A 2,540-nucleotide genomic window follows, 5' to 3' on the forward strand; every position below is an offset into this window, starting at 1 on the left:
TGCAAAAAACGGGCATAGTATACCACCTGCGGCGGATTAAACTGAGCCACCCGCGGCGGACCAAAGTGAGCATAGTGGGGCGGATGAAAGTGAGCCACTAAAAAGATCGATTCTATTTGAGTGTTGCGATGGTTTCTTTTGTAAAAAAGACCATGGCGAACAAACAGATAGATATGCGCAAGGCAAAAAGGATTTACAAATTGTACGGCGAGGGGGCCAGCAAGCGACGCATCAGCAAGGAACTTGGCATCTCCCGCAATACGGTGGCCAAGTACATCGAGTTCTTCAAGTGTTACAGGCTGACGCCCTACGAGGTCTCGGAGATGACCCTGGAGGAGATCCACAGGCTCTTCAAGGCGGACCAAAAGCCCAAGAGCGAACAGCTGAGGACCTTAGAGCGGTACTTCCCTTATTTTGACAAGGAACTCCGCAAAACGGGGGTCACGCGACAGTTGCTCTGGGAAGAGTATCATGCGAGGCACCCGGACGGGTTCAAGCTCTCCCAGTTCAGGTACTGGTACCGTGAATGGACAAAGGAGACATCGCCAGTGATGCACTTCACCCATAAGGCGGGCGACAAGCTCTTCATCGATTTTACGGGCAAAAAGCTCCATATAACGGACAAATATACGGGAGAGATCCAAGAGCTCGAGGTATACCTGTGCGTGTTGGGCAGCAGCCATTACACCTACGTGGAGGCCTGTCGGAGCCAGAAACTGGAGGACTTCATGCGATGTACCGAGAACGCACTGTGGTTCTATGGCGGGGTCCCCCGTGCCCTGGTGACCGACAACCTGAAGTCCGCAGTCACCAAGAGCAGCAGTTACGAGCCGAAGGTCAACGAGGCCTTTGCCGATTTTGCGGAGCACTACGATACCGCCGTGCTGCCGACAAGGGCCTACAGGCCAAGGGACAAGGCCATCGTGGAGAACGCGGTGCGCATTGTCTATACCAGGGTGTTCGCCCCTTTGCGCAACACCACCTTCCACAGTGTGGGCGAGATCAACAGGGCCATCCTGGAACTGCTAAAGACCCATAACAATATTTCCTTCAGGGGAAGGGAATACTCCAGGTGTTCCCTCTTCCGGGAAGTGGAGGTGCCGGAGCTCGGTCCCCTTCCCTTGAAACGGTATGAGATAAGATCTTATGCAAAGGGCACGGTCCACAAGAACAGCCATATCTACCTTGGCAGGGACAAGCACTACTACAGTGTTCCCTACAGGCACATCGGCAAACAGGTGAAGATCGTCTACACGGACAGCTTCGTGGAGATATACCACAGGCACGAACGTTTGGCCGTCCATGAAAGGAAGAGGCAACGCTACGGCTATACCACCGCAGCGGAACATATGCCCTCCCACCACAGGTTCGTCAGCGAATGGAGCAGTGAGAAGTTCATCTCCTGGGCCGCCCACATCGGCGAGAACTGCAAGGGGTACATCATCGGGATACTCGACAAGAAACAACATCCGGAACAATCCTATAAGTCCTGCATGGGCATACTGCACCTGGCCAAGAAGGTCGGCGACCAACGGCTGGACAATGCCTGCAGGCGGGCATCTGACTATGGGGCCTATAATTACAGTATGGTGGAGCGGATACTGAAAAAAGGGTGGGACACCCTGGAGGACGACCCGGGGGATACCTCCGAGGTCCCGGACCACGATAACATCAGGGGAGGAAACTATTATAAATGACAAACATTAAAACAGACAACATGAACACAAAGACAATGGAACAGATGAAACAGCTCAGGCTCCACGGGATGCTCAGGGCTTTTGGAACCAGCCTCTCGCCCGAGAGCATGGACTATACCAACGATGAACTGGTGGCCTATCTGGTACAGTCCGAATGGGACGATAGGCACAACCGCAAGATCGAGCGCCTGACAAAGGCCGCAAGGTTCAGGTACGGTGCCGTTATGGAGGCCATCGATTACGGCCCTGGAAGGAACATCGACAGGAACAGGATACAACGCTACGCCTCCTGTGGATTTATACGCAAGGGTGAAAATATGCTCATTACCGGGAGCACCGGGGTCGGCAAGAGCTATCTGGCCTCCGCCATCGGGCACCAGGCCTGCTCAATGGGGCACAGGACCATGTACTTCAACACGGCCAAGCTCTTTACCCTGCTCAAAACCTCAAAGGCGGACGGATCCTATCTAAAATTCATTGGAAAACTTGAAAAACAGGACCTGCTCATACTGGATGACTTTGGCCTAAAACCATTGGACAACATCAACAGGCACTCTTTGATGGAGATCATAGAGGACAGGCACGGCAAAAGGTCCACCATTATAGCCTCACAACTGCCCGTGGAGGCATGGCACGATGTCATCGGTGAAAAAACGATCGCCGACGCCATCCTTGACCGTCTGGTGCACTCGGCCCACAGGGTGGACATAAAAGGGGAATCAATGAGGAAAAAAATTAAAAATAAACGTTAACTTCAGCACCAAAATGAGTCGATCTCGTGCACTTGATTTGCACTGCTCAGTTTAATCCGCCGCAGGTGGTATACATTGACCGCCCTATCCA

The 2,540-nt window shown here is 53.0% G+C and carries 2 protein-coding genes; both read left to right on the plus strand.

Annotated features, from left to right (window positions below; translation table 11 throughout):
• Positions 1-152 precede the first annotated feature (152 nt).
• Positions 153-1,697 carry an IS21 family transposase gene (gene istA / locus ACFSQJ_RS14430; RefSeq protein ID WP_377767677.1) on the plus strand — a complete coding sequence of 515 codons (1,545 nt, stop codon included), beginning with the start codon at positions 153-155 and terminating at the stop codon, positions 1,695-1,697.
• A gap of 20 nt (positions 1,698-1,717) precedes the next feature.
• Entirely contained in the window at positions 1,718-2,449 is a 732-nt protein-coding gene (gene istB, locus ACFSQJ_RS14435; RefSeq protein ID WP_377767678.1) for an IS21-like element helper ATPase IstB, read from the plus strand.
• Positions 2,450-2,540 lie beyond the last annotated feature (91 nt).

The sequence above is a fragment of the Croceitalea marina genome (assembly GCF_042684265.1).
GTDB lineage: Bacteria > Bacteroidota > Bacteroidia > Flavobacteriales > Flavobacteriaceae > Croceitalea > Croceitalea marina.

What these genes read in the sequence shown, in the direction of transcription:
- istB (WP_377767678.1), top strand. Translation starts at nt 1,718, where the DNA reads ATGAACACAAAGACAATGGAACAGATGAAACAGCTCAGGCTCCACGGG.
- istA (WP_377767677.1), top strand. Translation starts at nt 153, where the DNA reads ATGGCGAACAAACAGATAGATATGCGCAAGGCAAAAAGGATTTACAAA.